The sequence below is a fragment of the Paenibacillus sp. F411 genome, assembly GCF_017582705.1.
GTDB classification, from domain to species: Bacteria; Bacillota; Bacilli; order Paenibacillales; family Paenibacillaceae; genus Paenibacillus_AQ; species Paenibacillus_AQ algicola.
In genome coordinates this window covers 139,436-160,189 of the sequence record NZ_JAGFIP010000008.1, presented here as the reverse complement: position 1 = coordinate 160,189, position 20,754 = coordinate 139,436, and the positions used below count along the sequence as shown (strand labels likewise).

Genomic DNA, 20,754 nt, shown 5'->3' with positions numbered 1-20,754 from the left:
AGGGGGCGTCATCCGTGATTACGAAATTGTCCATCTTTCAGAAACTGTTTTACTTTCTTCTGTTTATGGTGGCGATTTTTGTGATCGCTTTCTGGTATATTAACAGCTTAAATCTCAAGGTCATTCAGACCGAAGTGAACAAAAACAAAATGAATGATATGCGGTTTATTACCTCTCAGCTTACGACGCAATTCGAACAGGTGCTGATGAACACCATGACACTATCCCAGGACTCAACGGTGAGAAGCTTCCCTGAAGCGATCAAATCCGGCGACAGATTTGCGCGGTTCGAAAACAAGATTGCCATTATGGATAAGCTCGCACTGAATTCGGCCGCCACAACCTGGAACAACACGGTGATTCTCTACTATCCCAATGAAAAAGAGATGATCTCCTCGGTGAATTCCTTTTCCTTTAGCAGCTTTAAGCTGCCGGATGACCAATATCATGAATGGACAATCCATATGGAGGATCCGGAAGCCGGCTATTATTCCTATATTATGCGCAGCCCTTTCAGTGTACTTCTGATCGAGGTCAGAATATCGCTGGAGAACATCACGAAAATGGTGGAGCAGTATAATTCGGGAACTCCCTTGCTGTACGATTCCGCCCAAAATACATTTATCACCAAGGATTCAGGGCTTCTTCAGGATGCATATCCGGCGATGGCCCAGCAGATTGAGGGTCTGAGCGGCTCCTTTACCCTCCAGGATCAGGGCACCGCGTATGTGGTGAATTACATGAAATCCGATGAGCTCGATCTTTATTTTATAGACTACCATCCCAAGAGCCAATATACCCAGCAAATTTCCCGCAATAACCAGTATTTTCTTTACGCAGTGCTGATGGTGCTGGGGGGAGTCATTTGCTACACTTTGCTGCTGCAAAAGCAGGTTCAGCAGCCGGTACGGGCGCTTCGGACGGCCATCAACCGTTTTGATCGTGGAGATCTGTCCAGCCGCGTGGCCAGCCTCGATGCCAACGAGTTCTCAGTGCTCGGCAATTCGTTTAATCGAATGGCTGAGAATACGCAAAGGCTGATTGAACAGGTGCTCCTCATCGAGATTGAAGTGAAAGAAGCGAAGCTGCGCCAGTATCAGGCTCAGATCAATCCGCATTTTTTGTTCAATTGCCTGAATTATATACAAAGCAAGGCGAGCGTGAAGGATCACGAGTCGGTGACCGCCATGACCCTGCATCTGGGGTCTTACTGCCGGTACATCCACAAAATCGAGCTGGTGGATGCAACCCTGCTGGAAGAGGTCACGTTTGTGAAGCATTTTCTATCGATTGTTCATCTGCGGAAGCCTGAAATTACCTTTCACGTACACATTCCAGAGCATGTACATGACAAAAGAGTGCCAAGAATGATTCTGCAGCCGCTCGTTGAGAACTGTGTGCGGCATGGCATTGAGCCGGGGATGCAGCCCGGTATTGTGTCAATCCGGACAGAACCGATGAAGCACGGCTTTGAGATTGTCATAGAGGACAATGGAGTAGGGATGACGGAGGAGAGAACACTGGCTATACAGCGGCATATGGATGACGTAATCCCCCAGGACGGCGCTCTGGGTGCGGGCATCCGCAATGTACACCAGCGACTGCGTCTATATTATGGAAAAAATTCCGGGCTAATTATTGAATCTACTCCCCTTCAGGGAACCTGCTACCGGATCCAGATACAGAAAGGAGATGATGAGCATGCTGCAGATTTTACTGGTTGATGATGAGCATTATGTCGTAGACGATTTAACCATCGCCTTTCCCTGGGAGGAGTTCGGCATTGGCAAGGTCCATCAAGCGTACTCCGGCGTCCAGGCTGCACAGATCCTGCAGGAGCATCCTGTAGATATTCTCATTACCGACATCGCGATGCCGGGGATGAATGGACTGGAATTGGTGGGCTTGGTTAAAGAGCATCATCCTCATACCAAGTGTATTCTGCTGACAGGCTTCTCTGATTTTGAATATGCTGTCGAGGCTCTGAAGCATGGGGTGCTGGAATATCTGGTCAAGCCTCTGGATCAAAGTCAGCTGCGAGCGACACTGCATGCAACCGTGACCAAAATTCATGAGGAGCTGAGCATGGCCGCCTCGTTAGATCTTGCAAAGCTGGCTTTCCGAGAACACCTGCCCTTGCTGAAGGATAAGCTGCTGAGTGAGCTGGTACAGGGCAAGAAATTCAGGCCGGATGAGCTGGCGGACAAAATGAATCATTATCAGATCTCCATTCATGAGCAGGAGGTTGTTCACTTGGTCCTGGTTCGTTTGGAGGAGCGCTTTACCAACTACGGTTCAGACAGTCAGCTGTTATTTGAATACGCTGTCATTAACATTGCGGAAGAGATTTTTGGTGATAGCTTTGTAGTCTGGCAGTGCCGGGACCCATACGAATATCTGGTGTTTCTTCTGAAATATAAGGAGGAAGGCAAGGGCCTGAGCCCGGAACAGGTACTGAAGCAGCTGAACAACAAGGCAGATCAATTGCACTATAACGTGAATGAGTATTTAAAGGGCGGCATTTCGGTCGTTGTATCCAACCCCGGATTATTCACTCAGGATGTGCGCAAGATGTACGAGGATGCTGTGTATGCCCTGAAGCAGCAGGTGGGAAGCCGTCAGGGCTATCTGCTCTCCGTGGGTGGACGTCCCCAGCAGGCGCAGGTACAGCCGTTAAGAATACTGTATGAGCCTCCGACCCTTATTCATCTGCTGGAGACCGGGCAGTGGGAAGGCTATAAGGAACGGCTTGCGCGTATTCAGCAGGAATATGACAGCTGGGAGGGGTGCAGTGAAGAATATTTTGAAGAAATTCGGAGCTTGCTGTTATCTTCCTTTCATTATATTGCCCACAAGAATCAGAAGCTTCTATCCGATCTGGTGGGATATGAACGAATGCATAAATCCTCGTTTCGCTCAATGGAGCAGCTTATGCGGTGGGGAGAAGAGCTTGCCGAGCTGTTAAAGGACCAGCTGGAGACGGATACGCAAACGAATCAGCAGAAGATCATTCAGGAAATTTCCAGCTTTTTAGATGTGAGCTATGCAAATGCCAGTCTTCAGACTGTCGCGGATCATGTGTCTCTGCATCCCTCTTACGTATCCAGGCTGTTCAAGCAGGTTACGGGGAGCAGCATCAGTGATTATATTCATAAACTGAAGATGGAGCGGGCTTTGGCACAGCTCAGAGACTCGGACGCCAAGGTGTATGAAATCTCCGAGCAGCTCGGCTATTCCAACTCCCAATATTTTATCAAGGTGTTCAAGGACGAATTCGGGATGACACCTCAGGATTATCGTGAAAAAACGGGCGTGAAATAAAAAGCTTATTTCATCTTAACTCAACGTTCGCAGCTTAAATTTGGCAGATAAGCCTTGATATAACTGGGGAAATCGGCAACCAATATAAACGGATACCCGATCGCGCTATGATTCAAGAAACGATACACGGTGTCTTTTCCAGGGAACGTTGCTCCCTTACCACTTTCCAGCAAACGAAACCAGTTTTTGTGATGAAACAAGTAGTGTTTTTCTATTTCGCAACGATTATATTGAATATGTCATTTCTTCAGTTACATCATGCAATTGAGTCGATTTTCGCTCTGCGAAAGTTGAGTATTTAAGTATTGATCTAATTTATTCAGCTACCGGCAGGGGTAGTTCATTGATTTCGCGAATACTTTACATATGGAGTTATTTACCAAATTTGCAGATATGACGTTAGGTGAAAGATCGGCAAGATCAAATGATTTTATATGGAAGAATATGTTAATTGTTTTATGCTTTAGAGTATAATGAATATTAAGAATTGTTGGAGGTGTTTGACATGAGTATCGAAGAAAGACTCATTAGAGACTTTTCAACTTTACCAGAAGATAAGAAACTTGAAGTAATTGACTTTGTTGAATTCTTAAAGAGTAGAAATGAAAGACATTTAGACTCTCTCATGGACGAAATTATTCATGAGAATAATGATGCATTAAATGAGTTAGCGAAATGAAACATATTACAATAGAGTGCATTAATGAAAGCTGAAGCTACTTTTGATGAAATTGAACTATACGAAGGTATTACTAGGAAGATAGCTGTTATTCATTAATTAAGAATCATGGATTTGTAGATGGCAATAAACGCATTGGAGTAGCTGTGATGCTGTTATTACTTAGGTTAAACGAAATAAACATAAAATACAGTCAAGAAGAATTAGTTGAATTAGGTTTGAAAACTGCTGAAGGAATATGGACACACGAACATATAGGACAATGGATTGAAGAACATCAAGTGTAGAAAGTACCTGATGTTCTTTTGTTTTATGGATGATATTGAAAGTGATCCAAGCCAGAACGTTATAAGAAATTAGCGCAAGTGCTATATTGAATGTGAACTCAGGAAGTGTATAAAACCAACATTTTCTGGAGCGTTCTTATAAATTGGCGTATAATAAGGTAGAGCAATCTAAAGGAGGCTATTACCCATGAGTGCTTCGAAACACGATGATATCGACAATATTTTGGATCATCTGAACGATACGAATAAATTAGTAGCCAAAAGCTTTTTATCTTGGTTACTCGAAAAACAAGCGGATGAAGAAGACGAGTATTTAACAAGCGATGATTTAAAGGCATTAGAAAAAGGTCGAATTGAATATCAGAATGGACAAACAAAATCATTGGAGGACTTGAAGCGTGAGTTCGAAATATAGAGTTGAATTTTCGAATGATGCTGAAAAGACACTTGTAAAACTAGATAAACCAATGATAAGGAGAATTTTTAAAGCCCTGGATCTGTTGTGTAATGATCCATTTGATGCTCCGAATGTAAAGAGAATGAAGGGATCTGAAGAACAAATTTTCAGATTGCGAGTAGGGAATTTTAGAATCATCTATGAAATCAAGGATAAAGAATTAATAATATATGTAGTACGAGTAGGACCAAGAGGAGACGTATACAAATGACATCATGCCCTAACAAAATCTGTTAGGGCATTTAGATTTAATGGAATTTTTGAAGGTTATTCAGGAAGGCAATAACATCTTATAACAACACATTCACGCTGCGTATCTGTCGCTCCTTGTTCCAGTCGAAGTAGAAGAAGTGGATTCTAAGAAGTAAACTCAATGCATGGAAGTATAATCAGCCAGACAACCCTGGCATGGAAACGTAAAAAGTATCCTCTAATCCGATGTATCCTGGAGCCTGACAACGAAATTTAGTATGAATTTGATAGCAACATTCTATATAAGGGAAAACCGTCAATTATTGAGGAAGGTCCAACAGTGTTAGGAGGAATATGAATGAAAGGGTGGAGTTTGCTTGTAGTAACTTGTTTTTTCTTGTTTATTGTTGGTTGCTCTGGAAATGAATCAATCAATCCTGAGAAATGGGATGATTCAAGTGGCTATGTGATTGCAAAAGAAGACGAGAAAATATTGGTAGTCAGGCATAAACCTGAACTTGACACTGGTAACATGTCAGTATCAGAACTTCTCAAACAAAACCAACCTGATGCAGTCTGGATAACGCTTAAAAATCCAGAAGTGTATGACACTATAGCAATAGGTGATAATGTAGAGTTAGGTATTGAAGGAGTAATTAAAAACTCTTATCCCGCCCAAGTCAATGTTACCGTAAAAATCAAAAACTAGTGTCATTTACAATGATAAAAAACGCTGTTGTGGATTGGTTTGGTCAAGCCTCCATTTAGTAGACATTGAAAAAGCCCTGGGCTGCAAGCTGGTGCCGGTACTCAACCGGCGTCAGCTTATTTAGTTTTCTCTGTGCTCTTCCCTTGTTATAAAAGTGAATGCATTCCTCAATTCTCCTTTATGCTTCAATGCTTCGGATATTATAAATATATAGAGCCTCTACTTTTAGATGTGAGAAGAAGCTCTGGGTGGTGGCGTTGTCGTAACAATTGCCTCTGCGTGAGCAGCTCATTCAAATTCATGAAGATATGGCTAAGAAATCAAATAAGAAAATGACAAACTCATACAAACACAACTACAGCAATGGATTGCCGATTTTTCCAGTTATATCCGACAAATTTGAGCTGCAAAAGTTGAGATCTCAAGATCAGAGTCCCCTTAACAAATCGTTATGAAAGTAAACTTCTTGTTATAGAAAGCGTCTTCAAACAGAGATACAATTAGCTTGCATCTAACCTAACCACAGGAAGGGGGCACAGTGAAGCCATTCAGCTGCGTGCATGTCAGGAAAAAAATACAGATTGGGAAGGTGAGCAAATTGCAAATGAAAAAAAGATGGATTGCCCTTTGTTCTTCACTGGTTCTGCTGGCTTCATTGGCGGGTACGGCTTTTGGTGCGACCTCATTATGGGAGCCTTTGACCTCGCATAATTCACAGAAGTGGGAGAAAGCCGATGGATGGTCTAACGGGGCTATGTTCAACTGTACCTGGCGGGCTAACAATGCAACGTTTACGAGTGACGGAAAGCTTCGTCTAGCACTTACAAGCCCTTCTACAAATAAATACGATTGCGGAGAGTACCGCTCTACGGCTAAATTCGGTTACGGGCTGTACGAGGTGAGCATGAAGCCTGCCAAGAACACCGGAGTTGTTTCCTCCTTCTTTACGTATACGGGCCCGTCAGATGGTACACAATGGGACGAAATCGATATTGAATTCTTAGGCAAGGACACGACGAAGGTACAATTTAATTATTATACCAATGGCGTGGGCGGTCACGAAAAAGTAGTGGATCTTGGCTTTGATGCCTCCAAGAGCTACCACACCTATGCTTTTGACTGGCAGCCAGGCTCCATTACATGGTACGTGGATGGCGTGAAGAAGCACACCGCGACCTCCAATATTCCGAAGACTCCAGGGAAGATCATGATGAACCTTTGGAACGGTACCGGGGTAGACGGCTGGCTGGGACCCTACAATGGAGCTAATCCATTATACGCTTACTACGATTGGGTTAAATATACGGGCAATTAGGTTGCTCGCCACAATGAAGATGAATAGGAAAGAAAGACAGCCTCACGACCTGAGATACTCAGGCGTGGGGCTGTACTAATGTTCCTTGTTGCTCTAATATAGCTTTTCTTTTTTTCTACAATATAACCCTCAACATCAGGTAATACTCTTGTGCCCTGTTTTCCTCATAAAGATCATAGCTGTAAACAATGAAATGAATCTCTGTTTCTGCATATGTAATGTCGCTTGTTAGTATTTTGTGAGTGCCGGGATATATAGTTCTAGCATGACTACAGAAAGGAGAACGAGTGAAGCGGCAATAACCAGCAAAAAAATGCAGACTACGTAGGAGGATTTATACATGATACGCCTTTTTGACCAACCCAAAGTCTTTTCGGGCAGAGTGATGGCTTTGCTGCTAATATTTCATTTATTATGGGTGCCTTTCTATTCCTTGGCCGTTCAGGCGGCGCCTGCTGTCCTTCCATCAGTGAAGATTGGTAACGCTACAGGAGAAGTTGGAGATAAGATAGACATTCCAGTAGTTCTGAATCCAGGTGATTATGCAATATACGGGTACAACATTAACATTGAGTTTGATCCTGAGGTTCTTGAACTGTTGCCCGAAGACCCCACTATATATGAAACCTGGAAAAGTTCAGAGGTTTACAAGGTGGAGGGAAATGTTCAAGTAGCGGTAAATGATTTAAATTCTAGTAATGATTATTTTGATGAAGAGAAAGAAATTTTTATCCTTCATTTCAAAATTAAAGAATCTACAAAGAGATTTACAGAGCTTAAGCTGCATATAGGATATTTTGTTAATTATGACGCTGGTGTTAGAAACAGGATATTTGATTCAACTCCGGGAGAAGTCACGGTCATTACAAGTGCCTTGTTACCAACTATCACTGCACACCCGCAGGACAAGGTAGTGCATCTTGGAGACGACGTAGAGCTGACCGTGTCTGCTGAGGCTAGTGGAGACTTAAGCTACCAGTGGTATAGCAACACAGTGAATGACAATCAAAGCGGTGTAGAAATAGTGGATGCCACGACAGATACCTATGCACCGCCTACAGATGTTATTGGCGCAACGTATTACTATGTCGCGGTTACGAATACGGACGTGTCTCATAAAGGCAAGCAGACAGCAACGACCTATAGCATCCCGGTTAAGGTAACGGTTGAGCTCGCGCATGAAATCCCGGATCCACCAGTAACACCACCGGTGACACCAGATCCACCAGTAACACCACCGGTGACACCAGATCCACCAGTAACACCACCGGTGACACCAGATCCGCCAGTAACACCGCCGGTGACACCAGATCCACCAGTAACACCGCCGGTGACACCAGATCCACCAGTAACACCGGCTCCTACAGCGCCAGACACCGGCTCTGCGGCACCGCAGGTGCCTGCTGCGCCAGCAGAGCTGGAAATCTGGGTGAACGGGAAGGCGGAGAAGGCCGGCACGTTCCAAACGACAGAAACCGGCGGCAAGAAACGGACGGTGGTGACGCTGGACGCTGGCAAGCTGGAAAGCAGGCTGGCTGCTGCCGGCAATGGTGTCAGTATTAAGATTCCGGTACAGACGGACGCGGACGAGGTCGTCGGCGAGTTCAATGGCCAGATGATTAAGGCCATGGAGAAGCAGCAGGCAGCACTTGTGCTTCAAACCAAGCAGGCATCCTATACGCTGCCGGCATCACGGATCAGCATAGATGAAGTATCTGAGCAGCTGGGAAGCGGAGCAGCCCTGCAGGATCTACAAGTGCAGATCAAAATTTCACAGCCGGAGCCTGACAAGCTGCAAGCGTTACAGTCAGCAGCAGACCAAGGCGCTTGGGAGTGGGTTGCGCCGCCGGTAGAATTTTCATTGAGCGCCACGCATCGCGGAAAGACCATTGAAATCTCGCAGTTTAATGATTATGTAGAGCGCGCCATTGTGATTCCGGAAGGTACGGACCTCAGCCGAATTACGACTGGCGTTGTGGTAGAGGAGGATGGCTCGGTCCGTCACGTACCGACCCGGGTTATTCAAGAGAACGGCGTATATTTCGCTACGATGAATAGCCTGAGCAACAGCACTTACGCGATCATCTGGAATCCAGTGAGGTTTCAGGATGCCAGTGGTCACTGGGCGGAGAATGCTGTAAATGATATGGGTTCACGGATGGTGATCAGCGGAGTGGGTCATGGACGGGTGGCACCGGACCAGGATATTACCCGGGGAGAGCTGGCCACGATACTCGTTCGTGCCCTTGGCCTGAAGGAGCAGTCTAATACGGTTTCGTTCACGGATGTGAACAAAAACGATGGGTACAGCGGATCTGTGGCCACAGCAGCGTCCTATCAGCTGATTCAAGGCTTTCAAGACGGAACGTTCCGTCCATGGGAGAAGGTCAACCGGGAGCAGGCCATGACCATGATTTCGAAAGCGATGGTTCTGACCGGGCTGAAAGGCCAGCAGGCTGACGCCAGCGCAAGTCTTGATTCCTTTATAGACGCTGATACTGTAGCAGCATGGGCACAGTCAGGCGTGCTAGACTGCCTGAACGCCGGCATCGTCAATGGAAGAAGCGGACAGAAGCTGGCAGCGAAGTCTCCGGTCACCCGGGCAGAAGCCGCGCAAATGGTACAGAAGCTGCTGCAGCAATCCCGCCTGATCGAACAACAACCATAAGATACACCTGCACCAAAAAGCGGCCGTTCCCGGCCGCTTTTTGGTGCTTGCTTAGATCAGCTGAAAGCTTCGGCATCAGCCTCGCCAGCGCAGTGCTAACGCAGGCGCTGCAAGCTAGCTAGCGATAATTGCCGCCTTCGCTCTCCTTGTATTTACCGTTCTGGTCGTGCAGGGATTGCTTCCTGCGGTCGTTGCGAGCCTGTTGCTGCTGCTGCGCCTCCAGGCTGTTCACGGGAGTGTGCTCCAGCTCTTTTACCGTGTTGACCAGATTTTTGTCCGGATGCTCTGTATTCACAGTAAGCCGCCTCCTTCGCTGCGTCAAAATAGGGTGCAAGGTAGTATTTGCCGACTGCACCGCCGCTATACGTAATCCCGCATGAGCGGGAGAATACAGCAATGAATGCCGCCGCCCAATTTGTGAATTTCCGAGACGTCGACAGGGATCGCTTCCACGCCATTCCGGGATAGCAGCTCCAGGGTACGGACTCCGCTCTTGGAGCACAGCACCTGACCGGGCGAGAGGGCGAATACATTGATACTCAGCATGGGGTCCTGGGGGTGTACCTGCAGCAGCTCAAAGCCCCGCTGCTGCAGCTCATCCAGAAACCAGAATGGCAGTACAGCAATGTTCACTAAAGCTTTCTGATGATCCACAATCACAAAGGCTTCATCCAGATGAATGATGGAAGCCGGCAACTCTACGGTCATCAGTTCGATGTCCTGCAGTGAGAGCAGCTGCCTCACCTGGTGAATGCCGTCAGCATTGACGCGTTCCGAACGGCCGATGACCGCGGTCCTTTCATCCAGCATCGTGAAGCTGCCCCCCTCTGCGAGCCCTTTTCCCTGTATCATGCCGAGAATTGGCATTCCGGCCCGGCTAAGTGTGGAAGCGAGGAGGGGAGTCTCCCCGTGACGGACATGGAGCGCAGGTCTGGACAGTATGATGCCGCCTGGCACCACCATGCCTCCATCCCGGGTGAATATCGCTTCGGGAAAATGCTCTACCGTGCCTTCCAGACCCAGCACTTCGACACCGTGCTGCTTCAGGACAGCGGCCAGATGGTCATGCTGCTCCTGCAGCACGCTCAAGTCAACAGACTGTACAGGACTATTCTTGGGCAGACAGCCTTGAATATGCTGCAACAGCAGCGGCCCGGATTCGATCGCCCCGCTGTTCTCATCCAGCAGCAGAACTTCGTGCCCGGGACGATGCATGAGTACTTGCCGAATGGCACCGACCGGACTTCTCATGCCCCAAGGCTTGCCCCATACCGATTGCAGCAGAGGCGGGTGTTGAAACGGTTCTTGTACCAGCTTGCGTGACAGCGAGAAAAAGTTCTGTTGCATAGGCAGCTCCTTTGATTAGAAGAATGGCACCACAAGGCGGTCCTGTTTATTAATAATGCAGCGGCGGCAGATTGAGATGCTCCTGCTCCTGGTAAAGCGTAATGTGCAAGCGAAGCTTCCCATCCATCGTGGCCAGAAAAACATCCTCCAGGGAAATGTCCATCCGGCGCAGCTCCTCGTGCACCCATGATGCCTCCAGTTGAAACGATGCCAGCACACGGGGCTCGATCCGCCCCTCCCGAATGAGGGGAAACACGAGGGGGGAGGCACCTTGTGTATGGGATTTTTCCAGGATGCTCAGCTGTCCGTTAGGCTCAATCAGAGCCAGCTCTACCGTGCTGGGGTTAAAGACCAGATTTTCACGCAGCATCTGCAAAATATTATCGATCGTGTACCGCGCCTTCTTGATGTTAGGGTAGATGAGCTTTCCATGGTGGATCACAATGACCGGCTCGAACGTGACCCACTTTCCAAACTTGCGGAAGGTGATGACCGCATACGAAAATATTTTCTGAAAAATACCGATGACCACAATCGCGAACGCCGTCGGCAGATGCTGAATCTGAGGATCGGCAATGTCCGCGCCTACGACAGCGCCAAGAGCCAGCACGATCAGGTAATCAAAGATAGGCAGCTCTCCGATGGAGCGTCTACCCATAAATAGTGTAATGATCAGCATCAGGGGGAAGATGGTCACAATTCTTCCCAGCACGACAGCACAATCCTTCATCCATTCCAGCACAGGCACTTCATCCTTTCTGTCTGTCGTCTCCCGCAGGCGCCACAGCGGTTCACAGGACTACGAAGGTTTCCTTTTGTGCCATAGTATGGCTGGAAATGGAGAGTTTTAGCCTGAGGACAGCCTATTCAAATGGCATAACAAAAGCCGGTGCAGCGCACCGGCTTTCTTGCCTTATTCCAGGCTCCAGATTCGATACAGAATGACCGCTGCTTCTGCACGGGTCATGAGCTCCTGCGGTGCAAGAGCTTGGTTCCTGCCATGAACCAGACCCTCCCCGGTCATGATTGCAGCACTTTCCTTAGCATACCCCGAGAGGGCAGCCGCGTCTTTAAACCGGGTCAAATCTTGGGGCTCGCCGAGCGTTTTTTCGCCGGCCTTCAGAGCCCGTACCGCCATGACCATCATATCCTGGCGCTTCAGCGGCTGCTCTGGCCTGAAGGTGCCATCAGCATATCCGCTAATGATCCCAAGCTCTAATGCGGCAGCAACCTCAGCCTGAAGAGCGTTCGCCGCGGCAGCATCGCTGAAGGAGCGGCCGGAGAGATCAGCAGCCGGAAGATCCAGCATCCGGACCAGCAGCGCAGCGAATCCGGCCCGGGTCATCGTATCGCCCGGCGAGAACGTCTGCGGGGTGGTCCCCTGAATCACACCGCGTGCAGCCATGGCATGAACGGCTTGCTCCGCCCAAGGAACGCACGTGACATCGGCAAACGGCTTCGCCGCATACGTTACGGCGTAGGTCCCCAACTTCTTCATCGAGAAGCGGACCGCTTGTGTAGAATCATCGTAACGGCTGCTGACGACTGGTGTGGGTACGCCTTGATCATCCATATGCCAGACGACAATCTGTTCCTGATGATTAGCTTCGGCTGCTGAAGGTGTATAGAATATCTCGGTTTGAATCGGCATCCCGGCCTGGTCCCAAGGAAGAAGTGTATCTCCATGAAGCAGGCTGACCCGAAGAGCCGGACGATTCCCCGGAAGAGGCGTCATACTCATTCCCGGCCGCAGGCTAACGTGGTGATCCAAGGACAGGGTGATGAAGCCCTGAGCCTGTATATCTTTACCTTTGGTGGCTTGGTGCAGCGCCTGGCCCGGGATCGTCAGCTTGGCTGCGCCAGAGGGAATGACCAGCTCCCAGCCCTCCAGCGCCTGCAGCTCGGACATCGGCAGCTGTAGATCCAGACCGGCCGTCCCCTTTAGACCGGGCACATCAATCATCATCTGACGTCCTCGCTCCCCGGCGGCTTGCGATGACTGCAGCGCCTTCTGCAGCAGTGCTGCAGAAACGACGGCTTGCATGCGTCCCTGCTTCAAGGCTGCCTGCGGCTTCAGAGTTATGACACCGTCATGAACAGTCACGGAGCCATCCGGGTTGTTCGCAGGAACGGTAATGATGCTTCCCGGCATGTCGCTGCTGCCAGCAGCCGGCTTGCCCGTCAAGTGCAGGGTGCCGAATACAGAGGTATCCATATAAGCATTGCCAGTGGTATCGTTCCAGGCAGCAACACTTTGGCGGGCCCCATTCCTTGCGTCGTTGATCTGAACATCAAATCCGAGGCGGGCTCCGTTGCCAGGCTTTACCTCGCGCAGAGGAATCTGGAGCTCAACGGTATACATGCTGCCGCTGGTCCGAGTAGAGGATTTGAAGCTCGCAGGAGCAGGTTCTGGATTAAAGGACGTTTCATTATCATAATTGACGCGATATTGTCCGTCATCCTGCTGATAGTAGGTCGTCTTCTCGTTATTCTCATCCACAAAAACCTCAATAGAATCCTGCTCCCAAGGGTTGGGGCTGCTCTTGTCGAGCTGACCATCGTTTACCTTGACCAGCACATAGAGATATTGATCATCCCACAATGCCTTTGCGGTTCCGGTCGCACCCTGCCAAGCCATCTGGTACTGATTGACCGGAATGGCGGTGGCAGAATTCCATGCGGCATCCTCGATCCCGTCGATAGCAACTGGGGAAGCAGCATAGCTTGCCGAAGTGAAGTTCCCTTCCGGGAGCACCGGCTGATACCCGGCGATAAACGTGTCAGGGTCTACAATACCGTAGTAGGCAGGCTTCGCTTGTAAATTCCGGTCAAACACGAGCGGGTTAAACGCCGCTCTCCAGCTTTTGCTGTCCTCTAGCCCCCAGAAGGTGACGCGGCTGATGTGCTCGGCATACTGTTCATACAGCTGAAAGAGTCTCGCATAGATGTAGCCCTGCGCATCAGCCTGCTGCTTCGTCATCTGATAGTCACTGCCGGCCTGAATGTCCAGCTCCGTAATGCTGATCTCCACGCCTAATGAAATGAAGCGTTCCAGGGAAGCTTTCACATTGTCCGGGTTCGTATTCAAGCCGTAGTGGCCCTGCATGCCAATACCATCAATGAGAAGCTTGCCGGGATGCTCCTGACTGTACCTCTCATTGATCTCCTTCACCATGTGGTAGATGGCTGTGGCCTTGTTCCGGTTGTCTTCATTGTAATCATTGTAGTACAGCTTGATATCCCAATCGGGATTCTCATCCAGCACCTCTCTCGCTGCCAGAAAAGCCTGCTCGACATAATCAGGGCCGATAGCGTGGTACCAGGGCGACTGGCGCAGTGAGCCTTTCCATTGTTCCGGGGAGGAGGGGTTATCGTTTATGGCTTCGTTCACAACATCCCACGAAATCATCCGGTCTCCAAAATGCTCCATCACCGCGCGAATATGCGTCCTCATATTGTCTAATGCTTCCTCGCGATCGAGCGAAGAACCCTCGCCGGGACGCGTGGTCATCCAGGCAGGAGACTGCTGATGCCATACGAGAACATGTCCATGCATGCGGAGTCCCGCATCCAGGGCGGCATTGACCATTTGATCTGCAGCCTCAAAGGTATACGTCCCCTTTTGCGGCTGCAACGCTTCCGGCTTCATGGCATTCTCGGCTGTTGCTGTGTTATGGTGCTTGCTTAGCAGCTCCAGGCGGATGCCTTCCAGATCCTCCGCTGTAATGGCAGCGCCTATGAGAAATTGAGATGCATAGACGTCCTTGAGCGCCTCCAGATCAGGCTGGATAGCGATTGGTCCTGAGTCAGTACGCTCCAGATGCACATCATCGAGATAAAAAGAGGCCGTGCTGCTGGAGCTCTCTACATAAATCGTCAGCACTCCGCTGCTGACATTGTTATAGCGATAGGTGCCCTTTAGCTCTATCCATCCGCTCTCGGCTGTGACGCTCTCCTTATCCAGCGTTACATAGCTGGCACTGTTCTCGGTACCAATCTGCGTGGACAGCTGCAGATCGGCACTCTCCGGAGAGATCAGCTTGACCCAAGCGCTGATCGTATATTCCGCGCCTTGCACTATATAGGGGTCGATGCGCAGGCTCGGTCCATGCCAGGTGTCGGAGCGGCCTTCTGTCTTTAGTGCAAAGCTACCGCCTGAGCTATGATTCTCCCCGGAAACAAGAGTAAGCTGCTCCGTGCCCTTCCGGCCCTCAAAGCCATTGACCTGACCATGTTCAAACGTTATGGTGGACCACTCCCGGACAGGTGCAGAAGGGGGCTGCTCCGGGTCCGTGCCGGGTGTCTTGGTAATAAGCACATGACCGATATAAAAAGGAACCGCCGCCCCAGCTTCATTAGACTTGATCCGAAGGGCTACATCGCGGTTCTGGTCTGCCGTGAACTCCTTCTCCAGAATCACAGTGCCCCCGGACTTATAATCAACCTCGACATGATTGCTGTAGCTGTTTACCGTCTGCAGCGCAGCTTTGGCTCCCGCAGGAAGCGGCACATCAGTATCTACGTAGACGGACGCCGTTACGGTATAGGTGACTCCATTCTCCAATCCGATATCCTCAAATGTAAAATCAGCGGCGTCCCAGTCGTTGCTGCGGCTATGGACATATAGCGCTGCAGCATCGTCTTGAAGCTCGAAAGGCTTGTCGCTAACGTAATCCAGGCGGGCATTACCGCTTGCAGCCGCCACGCTGGTACCGTTTTCAAAATGCTCCTCGTATACAACAGAAGTTGACGCAGCCGCCGCTTCAGGCGGTAAAGCCGGAATGAACAAAACGGCCGCAAGCACAGCGGCCATCATCTGCTTGAATGTTCGCACAATATGCACCCCTTTACATAAGAATGAAGCTTTGTTAAGAAATAAAACGCTCTCATAAATGCAGTGAGTTCCCGGAGCCTCCCTTCACAGAATCATGATAGCGCAGAGCCTCTCGCACTACACTGCGAAAATTAAAGATGTTATACAGCGAATCACACGTTTGTTAAGATAAAGGTAGAAGCATTTATAGGACCTGACCGAACGGAGATCGGAAGGGCAGGGGGCAGGAGCTCGTTTAAAGGAACGTGCGTGCCGGGTAATGGACGACATGCCAGGCATGACTAAATCAAATGTCAGGAGGAATCCTATGTTACGCTGGAGCTGGCTGGCCCTGTGGCTGGCATTTATCGTCTATGCGGCGTGGCTCGCACCGGGGCAGGGGGCAGGAGACGATCCCCTGTTCAAGGAGCTGATCACGCTACAGTCGAAGGAGCCGTCGCTGATGGCCCTGTTCTCGATGCTGGGGCTGTTCCCGATTGCTTTTGCCTGTTTGCTGCTGCGCAGTGACCGGGGCACTCTTCCCGCCTGGCCGTTCTCTTTGGCGGCCTTTGGACTGGGAGCCTTTGCGCTGATTCCCTACTATGTGCTGCAAGGGGAAGAGCGACAAAGCTCCTTTAGAAAAAACCGCGCCCCCCGCTGGGTGCAAGGACTCGCGGGGTCCGGGTGGTTTTTGTGGCTGCTGATCGCAGGCACCCTGGCGGTTATCGGCTGGGGGCTGACGCAAGGGAGTATGGAGACCTATCAAGCAGCTTTTCAGTCCTCCCAATTCGTCCATGTGATGAGTCTGGATTTTCTCGTGCTGACTCTGCTGTCGGTGTATGGGATTTACCGTGATGATCAGCGGAAACCGTACCCGTCAGGGATATCCTGGATGGGCCTGCTCCCGATTGTCGGCCTGCTGCTCTATTTGTGGCTGACCCGGCACCGGAGCCGCGAAGCTGCCTGATGGGGCAGCATAACTACAAGTGTGAATAAGGAGGAGTTCTATGGGAATTCTGTCACGTTTTACTCAACTAATGTCAAGCAGCTTTCCGTCAGTCATGGAGCAGGCGGAGGATCCGGAACGGGCCGTCCGCCGATATTTGGAGGAGCTGGGCCGCAATCTGGGCCAGCTGAAGGCAGAGGCAGCCGCTGCAGAGGCGGCGCAGGGGCGGGCCCGCCGGGCGCTGGATGAAGCGCGCGAGGAGCTTCACCGGCTGGAGCGGTATACCGCGAAAGCTCAGGAGTCGGGCGATGAAGGCAAGGCCCGTTCCTTCCAGGATATGAAGGAGCAGCAGGAGAAGAAGGTCGAGCCGCTCCAGGCAGACTTCCTGGCTGCCACAGAGGAAGCGGCCCGACTGCAGGAGCTGAGGGGCAAGCTGGTTGCCGACGTGCGGGATCTGGAAGCCCGGCATGCCAGGGTGAAGCATACGATGGCGGAAGCGCGGCTGCAGCAGCAGAATCAGGGCGGCAGCGACCCTGCCGGGCCGATTGACGCTCCCTTGGGCATGCTGGAAGAGAAAGCGGATCTTGCACTTTATGAAGCAGAGGCGCTGGCTGAGTTAAGATCAGAGCGTCAGGAGAAGAGCTTTGATGAGCTGTTTGACGAGCTGATTCGGCAGGCCCCGTAAGGGACAGACAGAGGGGAGGTGAGGCGAATGCCAGTCATTGCGTACAAATGTCCGAATTGCGGCAGCGGCATGAATTATGATAGTGAGAGCGGGATGCTGTCCTGTCCGAGCTGCGGCAGAAAGGACAATATTGAAGCTATTCCCGATCCCTTGACGCAGGAGGTATTCACAGAGGGGGAGGTGAAGCAGTACTCCTGTACAAGCTGCGGCGCGGTGCTGATGACCGAGCCGGAGACGTCGGCTACCCGCTGCAGCTTCTGCGGCTCGGCTGTTGTATTGGGGGATCGGTTAAGCGGGGCGCTGGCACCGGCCTGGGTCATTCCTTTTGCCATCAGCAAGGCTCAGGCAGAGGAAGCGTTCCGCAAATGGTGCCGAAAGGGGCTGCTGACGCCAAGAGGCTTCATGAAAGCCAGCCGGATCAAGGGCATGACAGGGATCTATGTTCCGTTCTGGCTGTATGACTTACATAACCGGGTGGAGGTTCATGCGCAGGCCATCAAGGTCAGAACCTACACGCGCGGAGATTATAGGTACACGGAGACAGACCACTACAAGGTATATCGCAAGCTCGTGCTGGATCTGACGAAGCTGCCAGTGGATGCCGCCGAGAAAATGAACGACGAGCTGATGGACAAGCTGGAGCCGTTTCCCTATGAGCAGCTGAAGGATTTCAAGACGCCGTATCTGGCGGGTTATATAGCCGAGAAATACAGCTATGACGACAAGGAGCTGCTGCCTCGTGCGGAGCGGAGAATTCGCAGCTATATTGATGACTATATCGCCTCCACCATTACCGGATATACGCATGTCACTTATGGAGACACCTCCATTGACACCTCTGTAGAGCAGGCCAAGTACGCGCTCTTTCCGGTATGGATGGTGTATTATGATTACAACAGCGCAGAGCACACCTTTGCCATGAACGGGCAGACCGGGAAGATTGTCGGCAAGCCGCCGATCAGCAAAGCCAAGGTGTTCGGATGGTTTGCGGGCGTGAGCGGCGCGGCCTTTGTCGCCTTAAGGCTGGCATCGTGGACGATGGGAGGGAGTCTGTGGTGAAGTCAGGGATATTTGCAAGACTGCGTACAGGAGGCCTGCTGATGCTGGCAGTGCTCCTGCTTTATAGCTTCCCTGCCGTGGTAAAGGGAGAGCCGTCAGTCCCGCCGTCAGACAAACAGCTGATCTGGGATGACGCGGGATTACTCAGCCCCAAGGAACATGAACGGCTGAATGAGCTGGCCGGGAAGCTTGGCGCGGAGCGGGAGACGGATATTATCATCCTGACCACCTTAAACCGGGAAGGCCGAGATGTCGCAAATATTACGAATGATTTCTATGACCAGTACGCACCGGGATATGATCAGCCTTTTGGCAATACGGTCATCCTGACGCTCGACATGAATTACCGCGAGGTAGACTTGGGCGGCTTCCAGAAAGCGGAAAGCTATCTAAACTCCGGCAGGCTGGACCAAATCCGCCGCCAGATTACACCGGCTTTGACTGAAGGAAGCTATGCCGAGGCGTTTGAGACTTATATTACGGAAGCCTACCGCTATCTTGGCATCGTGCCGGACACAGGCTCAGCTGCTTATGGAGGGACAGACCGCAATGGCAGTCCGGGTGCGAACGGGAACGTGCTGCATCAGACGTGGTTTCAGCTCCTGGTATCTGCAGCGATCGGAGCCGGGGTCGTTGGCATCATGGCCTACCGCTCTGGCGGGGTAATGACCGTCAATCGACGCAGCTACGAGAATTCAGCCTCCTCCGGTGTACTGGACCGGGAGGATCAATATATTCGCACCACAGTTACGAAGACCAAGATTCCGAAGAGCAACAGCGGGCCGGGCGGCGGTACTACGGGAGGCGGACACTCCCGCAGCGGCAGCCGGGGCTCATTTTAGAAGCGGATCGAGAAAGGAGTGCATGAAGTATGGGGTTTTTCAGAAATCAGTTTGCGGATGTTGTGGAGTGGGAAGAGTTTCGGGAGGATATGATTTTTTGGAAATGGGACAGCCGGGAGATCAAGAAGGGCAGCCGGCTCGTTATCCGTCCCGGACAGGACGCGGTGTTTATTAATAACGGCAAAATCGAGGGAATTTTTGAGGATGAGGGCACGTTCAATGTTGAATCCGATATTATTCCGTTCCTGTCCACGCTGAAGGGCTTCAAGTTTGGCTTCAACAGCGGGATGCGGGTCGAGGTGCTGTTTGTAAATACGAAGGAATTCACGGTGCGCTGGGGAACGCAGAACCCTGTGCTTATTCAGACACCACAGCTGCCAGGCGGTATGCCGATCCGGGCGAACGGTACGTTTCAGTTCAAGGTGAAGGATTATGTCACGCTGATTGATAAGATTGCCGGCGTCAAAAAGAGCTATCTGGTGGAGGACGTCAAGCTCCGCATAACCTCGGTGCTGGATCAGCTGCTCATGAAGTGGATCAGCCGCGAGGGCAAGGATATGTTCAATCTGCAGGGGAACGCTTACGAGATTGCCCGGGGGATCCGCGAGGATCTGGATATGGAGATGCTGGGCTACGGCATTGCGATTACCGGCTTCCAGGTGATGAGCTTCAATTACCCGCAGGAAATTCAGGATATGATCACGAAGACGGCCTCGCATGAAATGATCGGCAACCTGCAGAAGTACCAGCAGGTCAGCCTGACCGATGGCATGGCCTCCGGCAAAATGCAGGGTGGCGGGGCGGCCTCCGATATGGCGGGCATGATGATGGGCATGAATATGGCCCAGGACATGCTCAAGCATATGAACCCGGATCGGCAGCAGCCGTCCTCATCCCCAGAGAAGGCTCCTTCCTCCGCTGAGGAGTCAGCTCAAGGCGGGAAGACGTCCTCCTCCGGAGAGCCAGCGGCAAAGCCGAACTTCTGTCCCAACTGCGGCGCCAAGAATGAAGGCGGCAACTTCTGCCCGAACTGCGGCCATAAGCTGAGCTGACAAGGGCTTACGTTGTTCATGTAAGCGCCGCCTTTTTGTGATATAATGGCAGGAAACTTAAACCTTGAGGCAAGGTTAGTCGGGAGTGGGTCTTGGGAGATGAGAAGGTACAACATATGGCGGCCGTTGATGCTCATACTGACGGCAATGTTAACGAACAGCCTGGTCACCAATTTGTGTATGCTGTTCGGTGTGGAGGCGGAGACGGCAAGCAATATCGGCTTTGGGGCGATGATTATCGCGGCATTTATCGTATATAGCAGAATGACCCGACATCGGCGGAAGTAAGGCCTGCCTGCCGTGAGGACAGGCGCATTAAGCAGAAGCCGGATGAAATTATGGAGACAGCAGTACCGCATGCAGCGGTGCTGCTTTTTTTGTG

Annotated in this window: 20 protein-coding genes and 1 pseudogene; 16 read left to right on the top strand and 5 right to left on the bottom strand. The window is 50.8% G+C overall.

Features of this window, described 5'->3' with window-relative positions:
• The first annotated feature begins 14 nt into the window (after positions 1-14).
• The 7 genes from JJQ72_RS20750 (at position 15) to JJQ72_RS10635 (ending at position 5,645) form a co-directional block, all read left to right on the top strand.
• Positions 15-1,724: a sensor histidine kinase gene (locus tag JJQ72_RS20750; protein ID WP_208203655.1), complete on the top strand. Its 1,710-nt coding sequence runs from the start codon at positions 15-17 to the stop codon at positions 1,722-1,724.
• On the top strand, positions 1,702-3,321 hold the full coding sequence (locus tag JJQ72_RS10660) for a response regulator (RefSeq protein ID WP_175415139.1): 1,620 nt from the start codon (positions 1,702-1,704) through the stop codon (positions 3,319-3,321). Before JJQ72_RS20750 ends, JJQ72_RS10660 begins: the two co-directional genes overlap by 23 nt.
• A 505-nt stretch (positions 3,322-3,826) precedes the next feature.
• Complete coding sequence (locus JJQ72_RS10655; RefSeq protein WP_208203654.1) at positions 3,827-4,000, top strand: DUF2281 domain-containing protein; 174 nt, start codon at positions 3,827-3,829, stop codon at positions 3,998-4,000.
• 98 nt (positions 4,001-4,098) lie between these two features.
• A complete protein-coding gene (locus tag JJQ72_RS10650) occupies positions 4,099-4,287 on the top strand; it encodes a type II toxin-antitoxin system death-on-curing family toxin (RefSeq protein WP_208203686.1) in 189 nt (62 codons plus the stop codon).
• A gap of 187 nt (positions 4,288-4,474) precedes the next feature.
• Complete coding sequence (locus JJQ72_RS10645) at positions 4,475-4,702, top strand: hypothetical protein (protein WP_208203653.1); 228 nt, start codon at positions 4,475-4,477, stop codon at positions 4,700-4,702.
• Positions 4,686-4,955, top strand: coding sequence for a type II toxin-antitoxin system RelE family toxin (locus JJQ72_RS10640; RefSeq protein WP_138224169.1), 270 nt, complete (start codon positions 4,686-4,688; stop codon positions 4,953-4,955). Before JJQ72_RS10645 ends, JJQ72_RS10640 begins: the two co-directional genes overlap by 17 nt.
• 339 nt (positions 4,956-5,294) lie before the next feature.
• Positions 5,295-5,645: a DUF3221 domain-containing protein gene (locus JJQ72_RS10635; protein ID WP_208203652.1), complete on the top strand. Its 351-nt coding sequence runs from the start codon at positions 5,295-5,297 to the stop codon at positions 5,643-5,645.
• 55 nt (positions 5,646-5,700) lie between these two features.
• Here the strand turns inward: JJQ72_RS10635 and JJQ72_RS20855 are convergent, their stop codons facing one another.
• On the bottom strand, positions 5,701-5,817 hold the full coding sequence (locus JJQ72_RS20855) for an IS3 family transposase (RefSeq protein ID WP_138227568.1): 117 nt from the start codon (positions 5,815-5,817) through the stop codon (positions 5,701-5,703).
• A 432-nt stretch (positions 5,818-6,249) separates the two neighbouring features.
• On the opposite strand from JJQ72_RS20855, the gene bglS reads away from it, so the two are divergent.
• From bglS to JJQ72_RS20745, 3 genes and pseudogenes are all read left to right on the top strand, one after another.
• Entirely contained in the window at positions 6,250-6,960 is a 711-nt protein-coding gene (gene bglS / locus JJQ72_RS10625; protein WP_208203651.1) for a beta-glucanase, read from the top strand.
• A gap of 340 nt (positions 6,961-7,300) precedes the next feature.
• Positions 7,301-7,735: pseudogene (locus JJQ72_RS20850) on the top strand (cohesin domain-containing protein); the annotation flags it as partial.
• 138 nt (positions 7,736-7,873) lie between these two features.
• A complete protein-coding gene (locus JJQ72_RS20745; protein WP_347880740.1) occupies positions 7,874-9,628 on the top strand; it encodes an S-layer homology domain-containing protein in 1,755 nt (584 codons plus the stop codon).
• A gap of 118 nt (positions 9,629-9,746) precedes the next feature.
• Here the strand turns inward: JJQ72_RS20745 and JJQ72_RS10615 are convergent, their stop codons facing one another.
• The 4 genes from JJQ72_RS10615 to JJQ72_RS10600 form a co-directional block, all read right to left on the bottom strand.
• Positions 9,747-9,923, bottom strand: coding sequence for a hypothetical protein (locus JJQ72_RS10615; RefSeq protein WP_175415141.1), 177 nt, complete (start codon positions 9,921-9,923; stop codon positions 9,747-9,749).
• 65 nt (positions 9,924-9,988) lie between these two features.
• Positions 9,989-10,975, bottom strand: a complete 987-nt coding sequence (locus tag JJQ72_RS10610; protein ID WP_138224172.1) for a dimethylarginine dimethylaminohydrolase family protein — start codon at positions 10,973-10,975, stop codon at positions 9,989-9,991.
• A 49-nt stretch (positions 10,976-11,024) separates the two neighbouring features.
• The gene (locus JJQ72_RS10605; RefSeq protein WP_325053172.1) at positions 11,025-11,717 is read right to left on the bottom strand and encodes a DUF421 domain-containing protein; all 693 of its coding nucleotides are present in this window, start codon (positions 11,715-11,717) and stop codon (positions 11,025-11,027) included.
• Between the two features lie 171 nt (positions 11,718-11,888).
• Positions 11,889-15,809, bottom strand: a complete 3,921-nt coding sequence (locus tag JJQ72_RS10600) for an endo-1,4-beta-xylanase (RefSeq protein WP_347880739.1) — start codon at positions 15,807-15,809, stop codon at positions 11,889-11,891.
• Positions 15,810-16,116: 307 nt separating this feature from the next.
• On the opposite strand from JJQ72_RS10600, the gene JJQ72_RS10595 reads away from it, so the two are divergent.
• The 6 genes from JJQ72_RS10595 (at position 16,117) to JJQ72_RS10570 (ending at position 20,660) form a co-directional block, all read left to right on the top strand.
• Positions 16,117-16,755 carry a hypothetical protein gene (locus JJQ72_RS10595; protein WP_208203649.1) on the top strand — a complete coding sequence of 213 codons (639 nt, stop codon included), beginning with the start codon at positions 16,117-16,119 and terminating at the stop codon, positions 16,753-16,755.
• Positions 16,756-16,795: 40 nt separating this feature from the next.
• Positions 16,796-17,419, top strand: coding sequence for a PspA/IM30 family protein (locus JJQ72_RS10590; protein ID WP_208203648.1), 624 nt, complete (start codon positions 16,796-16,798; stop codon positions 17,417-17,419).
• A 27-nt stretch (positions 17,420-17,446) separates the two neighbouring features.
• Entirely contained in the window at positions 17,447-18,478 is a 1,032-nt protein-coding gene (locus JJQ72_RS10585) for a TFIIB-type zinc ribbon-containing protein (protein ID WP_208203647.1), read from the top strand.
• Between the two features lie 41 nt (positions 18,479-18,519).
• Positions 18,520-19,320 carry a TPM domain-containing protein gene (locus JJQ72_RS10580; protein ID WP_208203684.1) on the top strand — a complete coding sequence of 267 codons (801 nt, stop codon included), beginning with the start codon at positions 18,520-18,522 and terminating at the stop codon, positions 19,318-19,320.
• Between the two features lie 29 nt (positions 19,321-19,349).
• Positions 19,350-20,372 (top strand): SPFH domain-containing protein, encoded by a 1,023-nt coding sequence (locus JJQ72_RS10575; RefSeq protein ID WP_208203646.1) that lies wholly within the window; start codon positions 19,350-19,352, stop codon positions 20,370-20,372.
• 99 nt (positions 20,373-20,471) lie between these two features.
• Positions 20,472-20,660, top strand: a complete 189-nt coding sequence (locus JJQ72_RS10570) for a hypothetical protein (protein WP_138224177.1) — start codon at positions 20,472-20,474, stop codon at positions 20,658-20,660.
• Positions 20,661-20,754 lie beyond the last annotated feature (94 nt).